Source organism: Microbacterium sp. (assembly GCF_011620665.1).
Taxonomy (GTDB): Bacteria; Actinomycetota; Actinomycetes; order Actinomycetales; family Microbacteriaceae; genus Microbacterium.
The window spans coordinates 1-19,067 of record NZ_WOYQ01000041.1 but is presented as its reverse complement, the minus strand read 5'-3'; the positions used below and the strand labels follow the sequence as shown (position 1 = coordinate 19,067).

At 68.3% G+C, this 19,067-nt stretch carries 16 protein-coding genes and 1 pseudogene; 5 read left to right on the top strand and 12 right to left on the bottom strand.

Annotated features, from left to right (window positions below):
• Window position 1: 1 nt before the first annotated feature.
• A complete protein-coding gene (locus tag QZV81_RS05740; protein ID WP_292834103.1) occupies window positions 2–1,306 on the bottom strand; it encodes a site-2 protease family protein in 1,305 nt (434 codons plus the stop codon).
• A gap of 226 nt (window positions 1,307–1,532) precedes the next feature.
• Here QZV81_RS05740 and pflB point away from each other — a divergent pair, with 226 nt between their 5' ends.
• Both pflB and pflA read left to right on the top strand, forming a co-directional pair.
• Window positions 1,533–3,794 carry a formate C-acetyltransferase gene (gene pflB / locus QZV81_RS05735; protein ID WP_292834155.1) on the top strand — a complete coding sequence of 754 codons (2,262 nt, stop codon included), beginning with the start codon at window positions 1,533–1,535 and terminating at the stop codon, window positions 3,792–3,794.
• 33 nt (window positions 3,795–3,827) lie between these two features.
• Window positions 3,828–4,652, top strand: coding sequence for a pyruvate formate-lyase-activating protein (gene pflA / locus QZV81_RS05730; protein ID WP_292834100.1), 825 nt, complete (start codon window positions 3,828–3,830; stop codon window positions 4,650–4,652).
• 55 nt (window positions 4,653–4,707) lie between these two features.
• On the opposite strand, the gene dxr is transcribed toward pflA, so the two are convergent.
• Window positions 4,708–5,799: a 1-deoxy-D-xylulose-5-phosphate reductoisomerase gene (gene dxr, locus QZV81_RS05725; RefSeq protein ID WP_292834097.1), complete on the bottom strand. Its 1,092-nt coding sequence runs from the start codon at window positions 5,797–5,799 to the stop codon at window positions 4,708–4,710.
• Between the two features lie 23 nt (window positions 5,800–5,822).
• Window positions 5,823–6,788 (bottom strand): FKBP-type peptidyl-prolyl cis-trans isomerase, encoded by a 966-nt coding sequence (locus tag QZV81_RS05720; protein WP_292834094.1) that lies wholly within the window; start codon window positions 6,786–6,788, stop codon window positions 5,823–5,825.
• Between the two features lie 179 nt (window positions 6,789–6,967).
• Here QZV81_RS05720 and QZV81_RS05715 point away from each other — a divergent pair, with 179 nt between their 5' ends.
• Window positions 6,968–7,684 carry a lysophospholipid acyltransferase family protein gene (locus QZV81_RS05715; protein ID WP_292834152.1) on the top strand — a complete coding sequence of 239 codons (717 nt, stop codon included), beginning with the start codon at window positions 6,968–6,970 and terminating at the stop codon, window positions 7,682–7,684.
• Here QZV81_RS05715 and QZV81_RS05710 read toward each other — a convergent pair.
• The gene (locus tag QZV81_RS05710; RefSeq protein WP_292834091.1) at window positions 7,653–8,141 is read right to left on the bottom strand and encodes an OsmC family protein; all 489 of its coding nucleotides are present in this window, start codon (window positions 8,139–8,141) and stop codon (window positions 7,653–7,655) included. The genes QZV81_RS05715 and QZV81_RS05710 overlap by 32 nt on opposite strands.
• Window positions 8,142–8,209: 68 nt before the next feature.
• On the opposite strand from QZV81_RS05710, the gene QZV81_RS05705 reads away from it, so the two are divergent.
• Window positions 8,210–9,208 carry an asparaginase gene (locus QZV81_RS05705; RefSeq protein ID WP_292834088.1) on the top strand — a complete coding sequence of 333 codons (999 nt, stop codon included), beginning with the start codon at window positions 8,210–8,212 and terminating at the stop codon, window positions 9,206–9,208.
• 45 nt (window positions 9,209–9,253) lie between these two features.
• Entirely contained in the window at window positions 9,254–10,369 is a 1,116-nt protein-coding gene (ald, locus tag QZV81_RS05700) for an alanine dehydrogenase (protein ID WP_292834085.1), read from the top strand.
• Window positions 10,370–10,455: 86 nt separating this feature from the next.
• Here ald and QZV81_RS05695 read toward each other — a convergent pair whose 3' ends face one another.
• From QZV81_RS05695 to QZV81_RS05660, 8 genes and pseudogenes are all read right to left on the bottom strand, one after another.
• Window positions 10,456–13,182, bottom strand: a complete 2,727-nt coding sequence (locus QZV81_RS05695) for an FtsK/SpoIIIE domain-containing protein (protein WP_292834081.1) — start codon at window positions 13,180–13,182, stop codon at window positions 10,456–10,458.
• A gap of 66 nt (window positions 13,183–13,248) precedes the next feature.
• Window positions 13,249–14,037, bottom strand: coding sequence for a protein phosphatase 2C domain-containing protein (locus QZV81_RS05690; protein ID WP_292834078.1), 789 nt, complete (start codon window positions 14,035–14,037; stop codon window positions 13,249–13,251).
• A gap of 43 nt (window positions 14,038–14,080) precedes the next feature.
• Window positions 14,081–14,758 (bottom strand): large exoprotein, encoded by a 678-nt coding sequence (locus QZV81_RS05685; protein WP_292834075.1) that lies wholly within the window; start codon window positions 14,756–14,758, stop codon window positions 14,081–14,083.
• Between the two features lie 132 nt (window positions 14,759–14,890).
• Window positions 14,891–15,640 (bottom strand): peroxide stress protein YaaA, encoded by a 750-nt coding sequence (gene yaaA, locus QZV81_RS05680; RefSeq protein ID WP_292834072.1) that lies wholly within the window; start codon window positions 15,638–15,640, stop codon window positions 14,891–14,893.
• 34 nt (window positions 15,641–15,674) lie between these two features.
• Complete coding sequence (locus tag QZV81_RS05675) at window positions 15,675–15,935, bottom strand: F0F1 ATP synthase subunit epsilon (RefSeq protein ID WP_292834069.1); 261 nt, start codon at window positions 15,933–15,935, stop codon at window positions 15,675–15,677.
• 1 nt (window position 15,936) lies between these two features.
• Window positions 15,937–17,385: a F0F1 ATP synthase subunit beta gene (atpD, locus tag QZV81_RS05670; protein WP_292834066.1), complete on the bottom strand. Its 1,449-nt coding sequence runs from the start codon at window positions 17,383–17,385 to the stop codon at window positions 15,937–15,939.
• 21 nt (window positions 17,386–17,406) lie between these two features.
• Entirely contained in the window at window positions 17,407–18,321 is a 915-nt protein-coding gene (locus QZV81_RS05665) for a F0F1 ATP synthase subunit gamma (RefSeq protein ID WP_292834063.1), read from the bottom strand.
• A gap of 18 nt (window positions 18,322–18,339) precedes the next feature.
• Window positions 18,340–19,067 (bottom strand): annotated as a pseudogene (locus tag QZV81_RS05660) (F0F1 ATP synthase subunit alpha); the annotation flags it as partial.

Genomic DNA, 19,067 nt, shown 5'->3' with positions numbered 1-19,067 from the left:
GTCAGCCGAGCAGCGAGACCGGGTTGACGACGTCGGCGAGGATCAGGATGCCGCCCATGACGACCAGTGCTATCACCACGACGAACGTGACCGGGACCAGCTTGGTCGCATCCACCGGCTTCGGCGAGGGGCGGCCGAAAAGCTTCGCCCACGCGCGTTTGATGCCGTCCCAGAGCGCGACGACCACGTGGCCGCCGTCGAGCGGCAGCAAGGGGATCAAATTGAAGACGAACAGCGCGATGTTGAGCGAGCCGAGGATCCCGAGAAGCCCCGACACTCGGTTCAGGATCGGCGCGTCGACCGACGCCACTTCACCCGCGAGGCGCCCGGCACCGACGACGGACAACGGGCCGTTCGGGTCACGCTCCTGACCGGTGACCATGTCGGCGGCGGTCTGGTAGATCCTGGCGGGCAGTTGCCAGATGATGCCGGCGACCTGCTGCGTCTGATCGAGCGCGGACTCCGGCCCAGACCAGATCGGCTGGCGGGCGTAGGCGAGCGTCGCCGTCATCCCGACGAAGCCGACCTGCGCGGTCGTCACCTGGCCGTCGGCGCCCTGCACCTGACGTTCGGCGAGCATGGGCGTCACCTGCAGGCTCCGGCTGGTGCCATCCCGCTCGACGACGACCTGAAGCGCCGTGTCCGCCGACGCCTGGATGATCTCCGATGCCTCGGCGAATGTGTCGACCGGGGTTCCGTCGACCGAGACGAGGACGTCGCCGGGCAGGATGCCGGCCTCCGCTGCCGGTGACGCGGGATCGGCTTCAGTGCACGCACGGCCGGGGTCGTCATCGGCGGTGAGCACGCACTGGTTCACGGAAGCGATCGTCGTGGTCGCGGTCTGCATACCGATTCCGCTGAAGACGATCGCGAACAGCACGAACGCCAGCAGAAGGTTCATGACGGGGCCGCCGAGCATGATGATCACGCGCTTCCACACCGACAGTTCGTAGAAGTTGCGGTGGCTCTCCTCGGCGGCGAGTGTGTCGTCGTTGGCGGAGCGGGCATCCTGGACCATCGTCGCGAAGAAGCCGCCGCCGGCCTTTCCTTCGCCGGTCGCGGTGGGCGAGGGTGGGTACATGCCTGCCATCGAGATGTAGCCACCCAGCGGGATGGCTTTGACGCCGTACTCGGTCTCGCCGAATCGCCGCGACCAGAGCGTAGGCCCGAAACCGATCATGTACTGACCGACTCGGACGCCGAACCGCTTGGCCGGCAGCAGGTGGCCCATCTCGTGCAGCGCGATCGAGACGGCGAGTCCCACGACGAGCAGGACGACCCCGATGATGAAGGCGATGACGGTCACGAGCGATCACGCTACCGCCCGACCCTTGGAATTGGCCCAGCCCGGCGCGTGCCCGGTCCCTTCGCACCGGAGCGGCCCCCACCGCCGAAGCCCCCACGGCCGAACCCGCGCAGAGCAGCAGTCTGTGGATTTCTTGCATCGCCTTTTGTGGTCAGACCACACGTGCTAGCATGAGTGCATGGCTCCCAGGAAGAGCCGATCCCACGAGGAGAAGGAAGCGATCCCGATGACCACCGTCACCCCCGCCGCCCACGACGCACAGCCCGGATCCTGGACCGGATTCGCACCCGGCCCATGGCAGGACGACATCGATGTCCGCGACTTCATCCAGCGCAACTACACGCCCTACGTCGGCGACGGCGCGTTCCTGACAGGACCCACCGACCGGACGAACCGCGTGTGGGCGACCCTCAGCGAGATGTTCCCGACCGAGCGCGAGAAGGGCGTCTATGACATCGACACGCATACCCCGGCCGGCATCGTCGCCCATGCGCCCGGATACATCAGTGACGACGACAACGTCATCGTCGGCCTGCAGACCGACGGACCGCTGAAGCGGGCGATCATGCCGAACGGCGGCTGGCGCATGGTCGAGGGTGCACTCAACACCTACGGGTACGAGGTCGACGAGAGCCTCAAAGAGGTCTTCACGACGTACCGAAAGACGCACAACGAGGGCGTGTTCGATGCGTACTCCCCCAGCGTCCGCGCTGCGCGCAGTTCACACATCATCACCGGACTCCCCGACGCCTATGGCCGCGGCCGCATCATCGGCGACTATCGTCGCGTCGCGCTGTATGGCGTCGATGCCCTGATCGACGCCAAGAAGCTCGACAAGCTCGAGCTCGACACCACGCCCTTCACCGAGGAGATCGTCCGCATGCGTGAAGAACATGCGGAACAGATCCGGGCCCTCGGCGAACTGAAGCGGATGGCGGCCTCCTACGGCATCGACATCTCGGGCCCCGCGACGAACGCCCGCGAAGCGGTGCAATGGCTGTACTTCGCCTATCTCGGGACGGTGAAGGAGCAGAACGGCGCGGCGATGTCGCTCGGCCGCACTTCCACCTTCCTCGATGTGTTCATCGAGCGCGACCTCGCAGCGGGCCGGATCACCGAGTCCGAGGCGCAGGAGATCATCGACGACTTCGTGATCAAGCTGCGCATCGTCCGGTTCCTGCGCACGCCCGAGTACGACGCCCTCTTCTCGGGCGATCCCACGTGGGTCACCGAGACGATCGGCGGCATGGGTGAGGATGGTCGAGCCCTCGTCACGAAGAACTCGTTCCGGTACCTCCAGACTCTCTACAACCTCGGCCCGGCTCCCGAGCCCAACATGACGGTGTTCTGGAGCCCGAGTCTTCCCCAGGGCTTCAAGGACTACTGCGCACGAGTGTCGATCGACACGTCGGCCGTACAGTACGAATCCGACGAGATCATTCGAGCTGCGTGGGGGGACGACGCCGCCATCGCTTGCTGTGTGAGTCCCATGCGCCTCGGAAAGCAGATGCAGTTCTTCGGCGCTCGCGTGAACCTCGCCAAGACGCTCCTCTACGCCATCAACGGCGGGCGCGACGAGGTCTCAGGCAAGCAGGTGTCGCCCGCAGCCGTCCCCGTGGGCGACGGTCCGCTCGATTTCGACGACGTGATGGCCCGATTCGACCTGACGATGGACTGGCTCGCCGAGACCTACGTCGAGGCACTCAACTGCATCCACTGGTCGCACGACAAGTACGCGTATGAGCGGCTCGAGATGGCCCTCCACGACAAGGATGTGCTGCGCACGATGGCCTGCGGCATCGCCGGGCTCTCGGTGGCGACCGACTCGCTGTCTGCGATCAAGTTCGCCTCGGTCACCCCGATCCGGGGCGAGCACGGCGTCGTGGTCGACTACGTCACCGAAGGCGACTTCCCCACGTACGGCAATGACGACGACCGCGCCGACGAGATCGCGGTCGACCTGGTCGAGCGCTTCATGTCCAAGATCCGCCGCCACTGCATGTATCGCAATGCGTTGCCGACCCAGTCCGTGCTGACGATCACCTCGAACGTGGTCTATGGCAAGGCCACCGGAAGCACACCCGACGGTCGCCGCGCCGGGGAGCCGTTCGCGCCGGGCGCCAACCCGATGAACGGACGCGACACGCACGGGATGCTCGCATCCGCCCTCTCGGCTGCGAAGCTGCCGTACAGCCAGGCACAGGACGGCATCTCACTGACCAACACGGTCGTGCCGACCGGCCTCGGCCGCACCAAAGATGAGCAGATCGCCAATCTGGCAGGTCTGCTGGATGCGTACGTCGGGTCGCAGGGCTACCACATGAATGTCAACGTCCTGAACCGCGAAACGCTCACGGACGCCATGGAGCACCCCGAGAACTACCCGCAGCTCACGATCCGCGTGTCCGGCTACGCCGTGAACTTCGTGCGACTGACCCGCGAGCAGCAGCTCGACATCCTGTCGCGGACCTTCCACGGCGCCGTGTGACGACGCGCGCCGAACGCAGAGGGAGTCGATGACATGGCCGCGACGATGCTGGATGGCCCCACCACCCGGACCCTCGATCACCACGAACGACTGACCGCGATGCGCGAGGGCCGTGTGGGCTCCGTGCACTCCTGGGAGCTGGTGACCGCGGTCGACGGGCCAGGAACCCGCCTGACGACGTTCCTCAGCGGTTGCCCGCTGCGGTGCCTGTACTGCCACAACCCCGACACGATGGCGATGAAGGACGGACTGCCGGTCACGAGCGATGAGCTGATCACCCGCATCCGGCGGTACCTCGGCGTGTTCCGAGCGACAGGCGGCGGGATCACCCTGTCAGGCGGAGAAGTGCTCATGCAGCCCGCGTTCGCGGCACGCATCCTTCGCGGCGCAAAGGAACTCGGCGTACACACAGCGCTGGACACGTCCGGATTCCTCGGCGCCGCCGCGACGGACGCGATGCTCGATGACGTCGATCTGGTGCTCCTCGATGTCAAGAGCGGCGACCCCGAGACCTATCGGAAGGTCACCGGCCACGACCTCGAGCCGACGCTGGCCTTCGGCCGGCGGCTGGCCGAACGTGAGAACGGGCCCGAGGTCTGGATCCGCTTCGTGCTTGTACCCGGCCTCACCGACAACCTCGAGAACGTCGAGCGGGTCGCAGAGTATGCCGCCTCGCTCGCCCGCGCTCGCCCCGCGATGATGACCCGAGTCGAGGTCTTGCCGTTCCATCAGATGGGCCGTGACAAATGGGCTGCCCTGGGCCGCTCTTACGCGCTCGACACCACCGAAGCACCCTCCCTCGCCCTGACGGAGCGCGTGCGCGAGCAGTTCCGCGGGCACGGTCTGCCGACGTACTGACGAGTCGTTCGGTGCCGCCCGGCCGAATCGCCTCCGTGCCGGCGCCCGGATCAGGTCAGGCTCGCGCAATGCGGGCGATACGGGCGTCGGCGGCGCCGCGTGCCCACCGCTCCGCATCCGCCAAGGTCTCTCGTGAGAGCTCGGAGGGTGCCTCATGCGCATCGATGGTCGCCGAGACGGTGTCGACGATGCCCGAGAAATTCAATCTGCCCTCGTGAAATGCGTCGACGGCCTGCTCGTTCGCGGCGTTGAAGACGGCGGGATACGTGCTGCCGGCACGGCCGACCTGCTTGGCAAGCGCGACGGCCGGGAACGCACGCTCGTCGAGCGGCTCGAATGTCCACGATTGCGCGCGGGTCCAGTCCAGCGGCACACCCACCCCCGACACCCGATGCGGCCAGTCGAGACCGAGTGAGATCGGCAGGCGCATGTCGGGCGGAGACGCCTGGGCGATCGTCGAGCCGTCGACGAACTCGACCATCGAGTGGACGATCGATTGCGGGTGCACGACGACGTCGATCGCGTCATAGTCCACTCCGAAGAGCAGATGCGCCTCGATCACCTCGAGGCCCTTGTTCACGAGCGTCGCAGAGTTCGTGGTGACGACCCGCCCCATATCCCACGTCGGGTGGGCGAGCGCCTCCGCGGGCGTGACCGCCGAAAGCTCGTCGCGGGTGCGTCCGCGAAACGGACCTCCGGACGCCGTCAGCACCAGCCGCCGCACCTCTCTGGGCGTGCCGGCGAGGAGCGCCTGCGCGATGGCCGAGTGCTCGGAGTCGACGGGCACGATCTGTCCCCGCGCGGCCAGGCGCGTGACCAGTTCGCCGCCGACGATGAGCGACTCCTTGTTCGCGAGGGCCAGCGTCCGCCCAGCCTCGAGCGCCGCGAGGGTCGGGCCGAGACCGACGGACCCGGTGATGCCGTTGAGGACGACGTCGGCATCCACATCCCGCACAAGCTGCTCGGCCTCGCGTGCGCCGACCGCCGTGTGAACGACGCCGAACTCCGCTGCCTGCGCAGCCATGCCGTCCAGATCGCGGCCGACGGCGAGCCCCACGACCTCGAAACGATCACGCCGGTCGCGGATCACGTCGAGAGCCTGCGTGCCGATCGAGCCGGTGGACCCGAGGATCAGGATGCGGCGCATCCGCTCAGCCTACCCAGGAGCTCCTACTGGCCCGCCGCCGCGGGTGTCGCGGTGCCCAGGATGTCGACCACGAAGACGAGCGTGTCGCCCTTCAGGTCGGTCGTGTTGATCTCGCCCTCACCGTAGCCGTCAGCGGGCGTCATACTGACCAGCACCTGCGAGCCGACCGTCTGGCCCTCGAGCGCCTGCCGGAAGCCGGACACGACGCCGGTGGTCGCGAGCGTGATCGGGACACCGCCCTTGGCCCACGTGGAGTCGAACACCTCGCCGTTCGACCACCGGACGCCCGCGTACTGCAGCAAAACCTGATCCCCGGGCGCAACCGACGCTCCGTCCCCCTTCTTGAGGGCGACGACCGTCGTCTCCGCGAGCGGATCCGCGTCGGGAATGGTGATCGTGGGGGCACCGGACTCGTCGAGAGCGACGGTCGGCATGCCCGCGACGGGGTCCTGTTCCTGACCCCAAGCAGCAAGGGGAGTGACGCCGAGCACATCGATGACGTAGACGATGGACGGGTTGGCTGCACCGGAGGTCGCCGCAGCCAGCGCCAAGCGCGACCCGACCGTCGCGCACCCGAAGATCTGCCCACCGCTCTCCGGGGACACCTGCTCCGGGAGGACGTCCCCCGGCGTGTATCCGGTCTGCGAGAGGACTTCTCCGGTCGTACCGTCGACAATCGTCGCGGCATAGTTCACGAAGTTCCCCGCGGCGAGGGGTGCGCCGTCCCCTTCGATCATGACCGTGCGCTGGAGAGACAGGCCGTCCGTGCTCAACGGCTTCGCGAAGTCCACCGTCGGCACGGCCCCGAAATCTCCGGTTGCTGAGATCCCCTCGGAGATCGTCCCGGTCGGCGCGGCGGCGGAGCAGAGGTCTGCGGCGGGAGCACCGGACCCACTCGGAGTGGCCGCGTCACCGCCGCCGGCGCACCCGGCAAGCAATACGGCCGCAAGGGCGGCGGCGGACAGGGCGGCGAACGGACGCAGGCGCACGGGTAACCTCACGGATCGATGAACGGGGTGCAGTGTTCATCCTCCCTCAGTTTCTTCTGTCCGCGCTGTGAAGAGATCATTCCCGGTGCGGCATGAATCGGGAGTAGCCTTTTCTGGTGACCCAGGAGCAGCAGACCCCGCCCGAAGCGGCCGCGTCGGCTTCGGAACGGGTCGCGGGTGTGGGACTGACCTATTACGCCATCCGTTGGTTGCTGGCCCCGCTGGCCCGGATGATCTACCGCCCCCGCATCGAGGGCCGGCGCAACGTACCGCGCACCGGCCCCGTCATCCTCGCGAGCAATCATCTGTCATTCATCGATTCGTTCCTCATTCCCGCATTCGCACCGCGCCCGGTGTACTTCCTGGCGAAGTCGACCTATTTCGACGGAACGGGCCTCGCCGGCTGGTTCAGCCGCACCTTCTTCACCGCGATCGGCGCCACGCCCGTCGAGCGCGGTGCGGGCCAGGCGGCGCTCCAAGCGCTCGACCAGCAGCGCCGCATCCTCGAATCGGGCCGGGCGATCGCGCTGTACCCGGAAGGCACTCGGTCACTCGACGGACGCTTGTACAAGGGACGCACCGGTGTGGCGTTCCTCGCCCTCGAGACCGGCGCCATGGTCGTCCCGGTCGGTCTCGTCGGCACGAACGAAGCCATGCCCGTGGGGGCGAAATGGCCTCGGCTGACACCACGCGTGACGATCCGCTACGGGGAACCGATCGACCTCACTGCGCACGGAACCGCGGCATCCGGCCGCGCCCGTCGGCTGGCGACGGATGAGATCATGGCCGCGATCCATACTCTCTCCGGTCAGGAACTCGCAAACACCTACAACGAAGCGCCCGCAGCGACCCCGGTCGAGCGTCTCAAGCGCGCGCTTCCGCACGAGCGGCGATAACCGTGGCCTCGTGGCGAACGGGGAAATTCACGCTGTTCGCGATGAAGCACCATTCCCGCGCCTGCGCGTGCGCTGCCTGAGCGGGCGCGATCATGCTCGCCTCGGCGACGACGACGGCGGGGCGCAGCAAGACGTCGGTGAACGCCCCGCCGCCGCGACCGTCCAGCCTCATCGTTCCGGTCGCCTCGTCGCGGTATTCGAGGACCACGACGCCTGACTCAACACACGCGTGAAGGTACGACAACAGGTGGCATTCGCTGAGGGCCGCCAACAGGAGATCCTCGGGATTCCACTTCGACGCGTCCCCGCGGAAGGGATGGTCGGCCGAGGCCTGCAGGTCCGGCTTCCCTTCGATTTCCAGCGTGACGGAGCGATCATAGTCTCGATACCCGCTCGTCCCCGTCCCGCGGTTGCCGTCCCAGCGACTGCGCATCCGGTAACTGTGCTGTCCGATCATCCGCCCAGTCTCGCACGCCGAGTCCGAGCGCTCGCCGGCCCCTCGCGACCGGGCGCTAGGCTGGCGCGGTGGCAGGTGCGAGCGGAACAGTGAGTGTGTCGTCCTCGGTCGAGCTCGCCGTGGTTGAGCGAAGCGGCTTCGTCGAATCGCGCCACGCCGGGGCCGCGATCGTCCTCGATCCGGAAGGCGTTCCCCTCCTCACCCTCGGCGATACCGAGACTGCGATTCTGCCCCGCTCGAGCCTGAAGCCTCTGCAGGCGGTGGCATACTCTTCCGCGGGGGCCGCACTCGAGGGGCAGCGTCTGGCCCTGTCGAGCGCGAGCCACTCCGGTACCGACCGCCATGTCGGCGTCATCCGCAGCATTCTCGACACCGCCGGCCTCGGCGAATCCGACCTGCAGTGTCCGCCGGCCTGGCCCGCCGACCGCGCGACCAGGGAGCAGCAGATGCGCGAACAGGGCCAGCCGTCGCGCATCCGGATGAACTGCTCCGGCAAGCACGCCGCCATGCTGCTGACCTGCGTCGCCAACGGCTGGGACACCGCGACCTACCTCGATCCGGCGCACCCGCTGCAACTCCACATCCGGGACGTGATCGAACGCCTCACCGGAGCACGGATCGCCGCCACAGCGATCGACGGATGCGGCGCGCCCGTGCATGCGATGACTCTTTCAGCCCTCGGTCGCGCGATCCACCGCATCGGCACGTCGTCAGAGCGCTCACCGTTCGCGCTGCACCGCACAGGGGGAATGCTCGTGCGCGCCGTTCGCGAGAACCCGTGGGCGATCGACGGCCCGGGCGGGCAGGACACCATCGCGATGGAACGGCTGGGCGTCTTCGCGAAGGGCGGCGCCGAGGGCGTCCAAGTCATGGTCGCCCCGAACGGCGCGACCGTGGCGCTCAAGGTGCTCGACGGTGGTGACCGTGCGAAGGCCGCGATCGCTCTCACGCTCCTCGCGCGCGTCGGTGCGCTACCGGCCGACCAGGTCAACGCCGCCATGGCAGAGCTTCCGCTGACCATCTCGGGCGGCGGAAAAGTTGTCGGCTCCATTCGGCCGACGGTGTAGCCGCCCCGCCTTCCAGAAGCAGGCACGCGGCGCGGAAAGGTGATCATGCGCATCTGTGTTCCCACCGAGATCAAGAACAGTGAGTACCGGGTCGCCCTGACGCCGTCGGGCGTGCACGATCTGGTCACGGCCGGGCACCAGGTGTTCGTCCAGAGCGGCGCCGGTGCAGGGTCCGCTATGACGGATGCCGAGTACACGGCCGCCGGCGCCGTGCTGCTGGAGGATGCAGCGGAGGTCTGGGCGCGCGCCGAGCTCCTCCTGAAGGTCAAGGAGCCCATCCCGAGCGAGTACGGGTACTTCCGCAGCGACCTCGTGCTCTTCACCTACCTGCACCTGGCCGCCGATCGACCGCTGACAGACCGTCTCCTCGCGTCGGGGACCACGGCGATCGCATACGAAACCGTCGAACTCCCGGGCGGTGGCCTACCCCTGCTGGCCCCGATGAGCGAGGTCGCGGGCCGCCTCGCGCCCACCGTCGGGGCCGCAACGCTCCTGCGCTCAGCCGGAGGTCTGGGGCTTCTGATGTCCGGCGTGCCCGGCACCCGGCCAGCCTGCGTCACCGTGATCGGCGGAGGCGTCGCCGGCGCGAATGCCGCCATGATCGCGGCCGGGCTCGGCGCCGATGTCACGGTCTTCGACACCAGCATCCAGCGGCTGCGGTTCCTCGATGATCAGTTCCAGGGACGGGTGAAGACGGCGGCATCCCATCCGCTCGACCTCGATCGGGCCGTGGTCGCAAGCGACCTGGTGATCGGATCGGTCCTCATCCCCGGCGCGAAGGCGCCCAAACTCGTCACGAACGACATGGTCGCACGGATGCGTCCCGGCTCGGTGCTCGTCGACATCGCCGTCGACCAGGGCGGATGCTTCGCCGACACCCGACCGACGACTCACGACGACCCGACGTTCACGGTGCACGGGAGTGTGTTCTACTGCGTCGCTAACATGCCCGGGGCTGTGCCGAACACCTCGACTTCGGCGCTGACGAACGCGACGCTGCCCTACGTGCGCCGGCTCGCCGGCGGCGGCTGGCGAGCCGCGCTCCGCGTCGACGCCGCGCTCGCGCACGGGCTGAACGTCGCGGGCGGGCGGGTCGTGAACCCGGGCGTCGCTGCGGCTCACGCTCTCGACGGCGTACCCTTGGCCGACGTCTTGGCATGACGCTCCCGTCCGGCGTTCATCATGAGCGGGAGCGCCGTGAGCCCCTGCGTAGTCGGACGCTTCCCTCTCCGCTCCTGCTCCCGCTCCTAGTCACGGCTCAGGCGCACGCGCGCGACCCGCCCGTCGGCCGTCAGCTGCCACGCACGATCGGCGCCCTGCAGCGCATACGGGGGGAGTTCGCGGCGCGCCGTCAGTGTTCGGTACTCCTGCGAGCAGGCGGCATCTATCAGGAGTTCACCCTCGGCGCGGATCGACGCGAGCGCACCCCACCGACCGAGCCAGGCCTCGGGGCTCCCCCACAGCAGGGCACCGGACTCCACGGCCGCGCCCGGCTCGTCGACGGGGCAGATCCGGATGCCGATGCGCGCGCACCACTCGAGGAACGCGCGCGTGCGCGCTCCCGGCGGGGCGACGAGCCCGACGGGGCGCTGACCCGGCGCCCACACCAGCACCGGGGCGACTGCGACCCGCTCTACGGAAACGTCCACGAACTGGACGAGCCGGCGCCCCCACCGCCCTCTCCCGGGAGGCACGTCGGCGAGGAAGTCTCCGGCATCGCCGCCGGCCGCCACATGGTCGCCCCGCGACGGAAGGCGCAGCAGCACGCGCTGCGGCAGCAGATCAGCCGTCCGCGCGAGCGGCCCGGTCACGCGTGCCGTTGAGAGGATGAGGCGGATGCCGCGTCCGCGCGCCTCGCGAGCCGTTCTCTCGAGCGCCATCATCCATTCCGCCGCATACTCCGGCGGAAGGCGCCCGGCCACCGCGTCGGCATCATCGACGATCACCGTCGCGCCCGGGGCAGCCTCATCGATTCCGGCGAGCGCATCCCAGGCCCGTTCCGGATCCTCGGGCACCCACGTCACGGTGCGCACCTGCGCGGCCACGGCGCGCAACAGCGTCGTCTTGCCGGAGCCTGCTGCACCGACGACCGCGAATCCGGTTGCGTCCGCGCCGAGCCGAAGCAGCGGCTGGCGCTGCGCAGCAGGGTCGTCGACGCGACCGAGCACGATCTCCCCGTCCCGCCGGACATCCGCCAACCGGACGCGGTCCGGCAGAGCCGGAAGCCAGGGCGCGCGCGCCCGCCGGGGCGGCGCCTCGCCGATGACGGCCGTGAGCGTTTCGGGCCCGCAGCGCGCGACACGGACGGTCAGGGGTGCTAGATCGGCGGCGCGCCGCACGAGGGCGGTGCCGCGCGCTGCCGGAAGCCCGGACAGGTGGGCGGCATCGTCGACGCCGAGGACGGCGCGCGAGTCGGCGGCATCCGTCACGCGCAGGGCGATGCGCAGCGGTGCGTTGGCCAGGACGGCATCGCGGAAGGCCCCGGCCGCTCGCTGCGATGCCAAGATCAGGTGCATCCCGAGCGCCCGCCCGCGCGCGGCGATGTCGGCGAACAGATCGTGCAGGGCGGGGTGTGCCGCAACGAGCGCGGCGTACTCGTCGACGACGATCACGAGCCGGGACATCACGCCGCTCGTCTCGCCGATGTCGCGCGCCTCGTGCTCGGCGAGCGTCCGCTCGCGGTGGCGGATCTCGGCGTGCAGACTCTCAATCGCGCGCAGCGCCTGCGCGTCGTCGAGGTCGGTCAGCACCCCCGTCACGTGGGGCAGCCCGATGAGCGCATCAAACGTGCGACCGCCTTTGAAATCGACCAGCAGGAAGCTCACCTCGTCCGCCGATCGTCCGCGGCACAGGCCCGCGACCCAGGTGGTCAGAAGTTCGCTCTTGCCCGATCCCGTGACCCCGATGACGACGGCGTGTGGGCCGTCCTCCACGAGATCGACGATGACCGGCTCACCCCCCGAGATCCCGATCGGCGCCGACAGGATGCCCCCCGTCACCGGTGCCGCGGTGAACACATCGGACAGCGCGGTCGCCGCATCGGCCCGCTGACCGAGTGACCGCCGCGCGCGTTCCGCGAGTTCCTCGACGATGCGCGCGGCCTGGGTGACCGAGAGCGTCTCGACGTCCAGGGTTTCCGAGCGGCCCGCGTGGTCGAGTCGCGCGCTCCGCGGCGAAGAGACCGTCAAGACGGCGCCGCAGCGCGGGGGTGGCGGTGCGCCCTCATCCAGCTGGATCACCGGAATGTCGACACCGGGTGGCAGCGCGCGACCCCCTTCGCCGACGAAGAGCAGTGCACCCCGCGTCGCCTCAGCGTGCGGAAGCCCCGCCGGCACACCGGGGCCGGCCACGCGGACATCTCCCGGCGCCTGCGCGAGGCAGACCTGAAGCGTGAGGGCTCGCACGACCGCCGCGACGAGAACGGGGGGTCCGGCCACGGCGATGCCAGCCGTCAGCGGCACGACGATCGGGGCGTCGGTGAGCGTGCGGGCTGCCTGCCGCACAGCGCGCTCCCGCTCGGTGTGCGGCGTCCCCTCGACCCGCACGTCACTGGCACCCCGCCCGCGCCCGACCACCAGGACCTCCGCACGCCCGGGAACCGGGCGCCAGATCTCGCCGGGATCCTCCACGAATCCCGCGACATCCGGGTGCCTCTCCCACCGCGCTCGGCGCTCTTCGGAGTGACGACGATCCACGGCTGCGGAGAGGTCATCGACGAGGCGCTCCGCTGCGCGGTGCGCCGTCCGCCGCATCCGCCTCCGCCCCCGGAATGCGTCTCCGAGCGCGGCGAGGGCCAGGAGCGGCCCGAGCACCGCGAACCACAGGGCGTAGATCGAGCCGGTCAGCATCCACAGCGCCACCGCACCGAGCACGGGAACGGTCGCGGCGAGCAGCGGGACCGGCGGACGCACCGGCTCCGGCGGTGGATCGGGAAGTCGCAGCGGACCGTCCGTGTCGATGTCGTCTGAGCGCACGGGTCAACTCAAGCCCGCCCGCGTCGGCGGTGGCTGCGCCCGGAGCCGATCGGTGGAGGGCGCGCCTCAGTCGGTCGTTGGGGAGGAGGCTGTGCGACGCACGTTCAGAACCACGATCGTGACGTTGTCGCGACCGCCGTTCTCCAGCGCAGCCTGGAGCATCGCATCGGCGGCGATCGCCGGATCCTCGTGCTGCAGGAGGAAATGAAGAATGCCGTAGTCGGTCAGCTCCTTCGTGAGGCCGTCGCTGCACACGACGAACCGATCACCGTCGATCACATCGAGGCGGATGTAGTCGGGCACGACGCCGTCGCTCGGGCCCACAGCGCGCGTGATGACGTTCCCGTACGGATGGTTCTCGGCCTCCTCGGGGCTGAGCCGCCCGGCGGCCATGAGCTCCTGGACCACCGAGTGATCCGTCGTCACCTGCGCAAGTGCGCCATCACGGAACAAGTAGACCCGGGAGTCGCCGATGTTGAGCGTGACCCAGGTGGGCTCCGATGTCGTGGTGTCGAGGTAGAGGCCCGTCACGGTGGTTCCCGTGCCCTCGTCGGTCGCTTCGGGGTGCGCCGCGATATCGGCGACGGCGCGGGACAACGCGGTCTCGATGGTCTCCTGCGACACATCACCGTTCTCGGCGACGGAGCGCAGCCGATCCACCGCACTCGCGCTCGCGATCTCGCCGCCGATGTGGCCGCCCATTCCATCAGCCACGATGAACAATGGATAGAGCGTCAGCACGGCATCCTGATTGATCTCGCGACGCCGACCTCGGTGAGTGACCTCGGCCCACTGCAGAGACAGTTCCCCGTCTGCGAGTGGGACGCGGCACGAGGCAGTGGCGGATTCGGACACGGTCACACTCTAGTGGACGCCTCCCCCCGCGGCTTGGCGTCGGTCAGATCGTCGGGTTCCCCGAAGGCGCAGGCGGCTCAGGAGCGGTCGGGGGCTGCGGCGGCGCGTACCCGGACGGCGGCGCCGGGGGTGCCGGGGGCGCGTATCCCGCCGGAGGCGCCGGCGGGGTGTTGCCGGGCGCAGGAGCGTATCCAGCCGGTGGAACGGGCCCGGCGGCCGACGTCGGCTGCACGGGGACACCGGCCCAGACCGTCGAATCCGCGAAGAAGGCGTTGCCCGCCCAGGGAGCGGGGCGGACGACGGGGTTCCAGCGAGACTTGTCGAACGCATTGATCCCGAGCCACACGAGCGACAAGAGCACAAAGAGGACCACCCACGGCGACTCCTTCTGCAGCTTGAGGCCGACGCGCCACGCGACCAGCGCGCCGACGACGAGCGGAAGGAAGCCGACGATCACTCCGAGCGCCGGGACCTGGCTGAGCAGCGCGGAAGCGCCGATGGCGATCAGCATCACCCACGGACTCATGTCGCCGAGCTTCGAGAAGACCATGAAGTTGTAAACCGGCACCCACGCGCGCCACTTGCCCTGCACTCCGGCCTTGTCGAAGATCTTCATCAGAAAGAACGATGTGACGGCATAGGCCGCGACCGCGATCAGAAAGAAGACGAACCCGAGCACCGCCAGCCCCGCCAGCACAGCCGAGTCATAGTTGTCGTACATGTGAGACATCCTCCCCGAGGGCGACTCTCGCCGCCCGTGTGCAATGCGCCATCGGCGGCGCTGGTCACAGCGTAGCGAGCGAGGAGCCTGGTGTGCCACATAAATTCTGCCGCCTCGCATGCACGGCGACTTTCACACCGCGAGATCGAGTTCTCCCGGACGACCGGGGCGCAGCATCCACCCCCGAGCCTGCGCCCACCGGCACAGGCCTGCGATGGTGTGCACCGTCGGCCGAGCCTCCGCGAGCGTGCGGACGAACGCTCCCTTCGCGTTCTTGTTGAAATGGTTGAGCGCGCGCGCAGCAGCGCCGTCGTGCTCGGTCACAACTCGTACGTATGCCGAGGGGATGCCGACAGGCACCGGCCCCAGCGCAGCGTATGCCTCCGAACGAAGATCGAGCACGAACCGCGGTGCCCGCTGGATCAGCGCCGATGCCACGGCATCGGCCCATACGCGGCGCAGAGGCGCGATGCCGGGCAGCGAAGTGCCTGCCGCAAGGCGATACGACGGGATGGCGTCCAGCGCGCCGATCGGGCCGAACGTGGCCGAGTGGATCAGCACGTGCGCCCCGAGCCAGCGCCGCCCGGCGGCCCGGAGCGACCCGGCGTCGAGCGCGTCGTAGAGCACGCCGGCGTAGCGATCGACCGCCGGCATCGTCGGAGCGCTCCGGAGCCCGGCGTTCATCGCGATGTCACCGCGCTGACGGTCGGTGAGCTTCAGCACGCGTGCGGCTACATCCGGATCGGCGCTGAGCGCGACCAGCGCGTCGATCACCGCCGCCCGCTGCGGCGCGAGGGACGGCAAGGCGAGAGTGTCGGGATCGAACACCTGATCCGCACCGCCGGACCGCTTGGTCTCGCTCGGCGGCAACAGCACCAGCATTGCGGAGGGTGCGTCCGGCGGCGTTGCAGGTGACTCAGGACGAAAGCGCGGCGTGGCCCGCGACGATCGTCAGGACGTCACCTTCCATCGACAGGAAGCCATCGTCAGCGGACGCGGTGACCCTCGTGCCGTCGGCCTGGGTGATCCGCACCTGGCCTTCGGCGAGGATCGCCAACACGGGCTCGTGTCCGCCCATGAAGCCGATCTCGCCCTCGACGGTCTTGGCCACGACGAGGGTCGCCTCGCCGTGCCAGACCTCCTCCTCGGCGGAGACGAGGGTGACGGTCAGCGCCATGTCAGCCATTCTCCTTCTGGATCTTCGCCCACTTCTCTTCGACGTCGGAGATACCGCCGACGTTGAAGAATGCCTGCTCAGCGACGTGGTCGTAGTCACCCTTCACGATCGCATCGAACGACGTGATGGTCTCGCTGATCGGGACGGTGGAACCGTCGACACCCGTGAACTTCTTCGCCATGTACGTGTTCTGGGAGAGGAACTGCTGGATGCGGCGGGCGCGCGAGACGACGACCTTGTCCTCCTCGGACAGTTCGTCGACACCGAGGATCGCGATGATCTCCTGCAGTTCCTTGTTCTTCTGAAGGATCTGCTTGACAGCGGTCGCGACCCGGTAGTGGTCGGCGCCGATGTAACGCGGGTCGAGGATGCGGCTCGTCGAGGTCAGCGGGTCGACGGCCGGGTACAGACCCTTCGACGCGATGTCACGGCTGAGCTCGGTCGTCGCATCGAGGTGCGCGAACGTCGTGGCCGGCGCCGGGTCGGTGTAGTCATCCGCGGGGACGTAGATCGCCTGCAGCGACGTGATCGAGTGTCCACGCGTAGAAGTGATGCGCTCCTGGAGCACACCCATCTCGTCCGCGAGGTTCGGCTGGTATCCCACGGCCGAGGGCATGCGGCCCAGAAGCGTGGAGACCTCGGAACCGGCCTGCGTGAAGCGGAAGATGTTGTCGATGAACAGGAGGACGTCCTGGTTCTGCACGTCGCGGAAGTACTCGGCCATCGTCAGTGCCGACAGTGCCACGCGTAGACGTGTTCCGGGCGGCTCATCCATCTGGCCGAAGACGAGGGCCGTCTTGTCGAAGACACCCGCTTCTTCCATCTCGTGGATGAGGTCGTTGCCCTCACGCGTGCGCTCGCCGACACCGGCGAACACCGATACGCCGCCGTGATCCTGTGCGACGCGCTGGATCATCTCCTGGATGAGGACCGTCTTGCCGACGCCGGCACCGCCGAACAGGCCGATCTTTCCACCTTGCACGTAAGGGGTCAGCAGGTCGATGACCTTGATGCCCGTCTCGAACATCGTGGTCTTCGACTCGAGCTGGTCGAAGTTCGGCGCCTGGCGGTGGATGCCCCAGCGCTCGGTGATCTCGACCTGCTCGCCCGGCTCGAGGTTGAGGATGTCACCGGTGACATTGAAGACCCTGCCCTTGGTGACGTCGCCGACGGGAACCGTGATCGGGCCGCCGGTGTCACGCACCTCCTGGCCGCGAACCATGCCGTCGGTGGGCTTGAGTGAAATGGCGCGCACGAGGTCGTCACCGAGGTGCTGAGCGACCTCGAGGGTGATCTCGGTCTCGTCGCCCGCGATCGCGATCGTCGTCTTCAGCGCGTTGTAGATGTCGGGAATCGAGTCATGCGGGAACTCGATGTCGACGACAGGGCCGGTGACTCGCGCGACCCGGCCGAGGACCATGGTCGCTTCAGCGGTGGCGGTGGTGGTCATTGTTGTCTCTTTCGGTTGGGTTTACTTGCTGCTCGACAGAGCGTCGGCGCCGCCGACGATCTCCGCGATCTGCTGAGTGATCTCCGCCTGGCGCGCATTGTTGCGCAGACGCGTGTAATCGGTGATGAGGTTGTCCGCGTTGTCGCTGGCCGACTTCATGGCTTTCTGCGTCGCGGCGTGCTTCGCAGCGGAAGACTGCAGAAGCGCATTGAACACGCGGCTCTGCACGTAGACCGGCAACAGCGCGTCGAGGACGACTTCGGGGCTCGGTTCGAACTCGTACAGCGGATACACCGGAGGCGGAGTCGTCTGCTCGCCGGCGACCTCGTCGGCCTCGACGACCTCCAGCGGCAACAGGCGCACGGTCTCGGGTTCCTGCGTCATCATGCTGATGAAGCGGTTGAACACGAGGTGGATCTCGTCCACGCCACCCTCTTCATCGCCGCCGCGATCGTAAGCGTCCAGAAGGGCGCCGGCGATCTGCTCCGCCGTGTTGAAGTGCGGGGTGTCCGTGTCGCCGCTCCACTCGCCCGCCCACGGCATCCGCCGGAACTGGAAGTAGCCCACGGCGCGCCGACCGACCAGGAAGTACACCGGCTCGCGACCCTCGCTGCGCAAGAGCTCGCCCAGCTCCAGACCCTCGCGGAGGATCTGTGAGTTGAACGCACCGGCCAAGCCTCGGTCCGAAGCGAAGATCACGACGGCGGAGCGCTTGATCACCGCGCGCTCGGTCGTGAGCGGATGCTGGATGTTGGAGTGGGTGGCCACGGCGGAGACGGCGCGCGTCACGGCCCGCGCGAAAGGCGACGACGCGCGCACGCGGGCCATGGCCTTCTGAATGCGCGAAGCCGCGATGAGTTCCATCGCCTTCGTGATCTTCTTGGTCGTCTGAGCGGAAGCGATCTTCTGCTTGTAGACCCGGAGTTGAGCGCCCATGAGTGAAGAACCCCGGCGTCAGCCGCGGCGACCCTTGACGATCTTCTCCTGGTTCACATCATCCGCGTTCGCGGCGGCGAACTCCTCGTGACCCGGCGCGTCGATCGCCTGTCCCTTGCCGCCCTGGAACTCCAGGACGAACTCGTCCGTACGCTTCTCGAGCTCGGCGAGGGTGTCATCGTCGAGGACGTTCGTCTCGCGCAGGGTGTCGAGGATCGACGTGTTGCGCTTCAGGAAGTCGAGCAGATCGCGCTCGAAGCGGAGGACATCCTCCACGGCGATCGTGTCGAGCTTGCCGTTGGTACCGGCCCAGATCGAGACGACCTGCTCCTCGACCGGGTACGGGTCGTACTGCGGCTGCTTGAGAAGCTCAGTCAGACGTGCACCTCGCTCGAGCTGACGACGTGAGGCGGCGTCGAGGTCGGAGGCGAACATCGCGAACGCCTCGAGGGAGCGGTACTGGGCGAGCTCGAGCTTGAGCGTTCCGGACACCTTCTTGATCGACTTGACCTGAGCGTCGCCGCCGACACGCGAGACCGAGATGCCGACGTCGACGGCGGGGCGCTGGTTGGCGTTGAAGAGGTCGGACTGCAGGAAGATCTGACCGTCGGTGATCGAAATCACGTTCGTCGGGATGTAGGCCGACACGTCGTTGGCTTTGGTCTCGATGATCGGCAGCCCGGTCATGGAACCCGCGCCCAGCTCGTCCGAGAGCTTCGCGCAGCGCTCGAGCAGACGGGAGTGCA

Coding starts and splice junctions, on each gene's coding strand:
- pflB (WP_292834155.1), top strand. CDS start 1,533: ATGACCACCGTCACCCCCGCCGCCCACGACGCACAGCCCGGATCCTGG.
- pflA (WP_292834100.1), top strand. CDS start 3,828: ATGGCCGCGACGATGCTGGATGGCCCCACCACCCGGACCCTCGATCAC.
- dxr (WP_292834097.1), bottom strand. CDS start 5,799: ATGCGCCGCATCCTGATCCTCGGGTCCACCGGCTCGATCGGCACGCAG.
- QZV81_RS05710 (WP_292834091.1), bottom strand. CDS start 8,141: ATGATCGGACAGCACAGTTACCGGATGCGCAGTCGCTGGGACGGCAAC.
- ald (WP_292834085.1), top strand. CDS start 9,254: ATGCGCATCTGTGTTCCCACCGAGATCAAGAACAGTGAGTACCGGGTC.
- QZV81_RS05685 (WP_292834075.1), bottom strand. CDS start 14,758: ATGTACGACAACTATGACTCGGCTGTGCTGGCGGGGCTGGCGGTGCTC.
- yaaA (WP_292834072.1), bottom strand. CDS start 15,640: ATGCTGGTGCTGTTGCCGCCGAGCGAGACCAAGCGGTCCGGCGGTGCG.
- QZV81_RS05675 (WP_292834069.1), bottom strand. CDS start 15,935: ATGGCGCTGACCGTCACCCTCGTCTCCGCCGAGGAGGAGGTCTGGCAC.
- atpD (WP_292834066.1), bottom strand. CDS start 17,385: ATGACCACCACCGCCACCGCTGAAGCGACCATGGTCCTCGGCCGGGTC.
- QZV81_RS05665 (WP_292834063.1), bottom strand. CDS start 18,321: ATGGGCGCTCAACTCCGGGTCTACAAGCAGAAGATCGCTTCCGCTCAG.